General features: G+C 60.8%; 2 protein-coding genes. Both read right to left on the bottom strand.

The window, feature by feature from the left end; translation table 11 throughout:
• On the bottom strand, positions 1–491 hold a 491-nt coding region (locus CJZ82_RS17515; protein ID WP_198949833.1), incomplete at its 3' end, for a MotA/TolQ/ExbB proton channel family protein.
• An 85-nt stretch (positions 492–576) separates the two neighbouring features.
• Positions 577–798: hypothetical protein (locus tag CJZ82_RS19295; RefSeq protein WP_233130371.1), on the bottom strand; the 222-nt coding region annotated here is incomplete at its 5' end.

A 798-nucleotide genomic window follows, 5' to 3' on the forward strand; every position in this document is an offset into this window, starting at 1 on the left:
CCGATCGAGACGGAGATGCCAAGTACGGTTCCGAGAAAGCCCAGCATCGGCAGCACCCAGATCATGGTTCGGGTGACCAGGAAGCTGTCCTCAATCTCCGCCTGGGTGAGCGCCGTGTCGTCCTGATGCAACTCGCGGGCGATGGCGCGGGAGCCGGAATCACGGAAGCAGACCAGCAATCGCGCCAGGCGGTTGCCGATCAAGGTGTCTCGACCGCTCATCAGGCCAAGAAGGATCTGGATGTCCTCATCATCCGGACGCAGATTTGCCATACCGTGAGGAATCCAGTCGCGGCCCACCAGCCTGCGCTCACGAGTGCTGCGCAGCAGCCGCGATAGGCAATAGTGCGCAACCGTGATGGCAATGGCGAGTGCGAAAGGCTGCGTGATGCCCCTGCCGAGAAAGAACGCTCCTGGCAGAGTTCCCCGCAGTGGCAGGAGGACGATCGCGATTGCGAGGGTGGCAGCTAAGCCGATTGCAACAGAAGTCAAGCTGTTGGACCGGATCCAGCGACGGGCAGGGAGTAGTAGAAGCTCTCTCACCGCTTGGGGTGAAGATCGAAGAGTTGTCATCGGTTCAGTCGTAGCTGGTGGGTTCACCCACGTAGAAGGTGTAGGGGTGTTGGCGATCGGCGCTCAGTTCTTGAGCAAAGGCCACTGCTGCTGATCGGTCACGGAAACTGGCCACCTGGACGTTCCCATCCCGGTTACGGAAGGCATCGCCACGGCAGTGACGTTGAACGGCCTCAAGCGACTCCGATTGACCGACAACCGGCCACCAAGTGTCACCGGTTTGCGG

The organism is Synechococcus sp. 1G10 (genome assembly GCF_002252625.1).
Classification (GTDB): Bacteria; Cyanobacteriota; Cyanobacteriia; order PCC-6307; family Cyanobiaceae; genus Regnicoccus_A.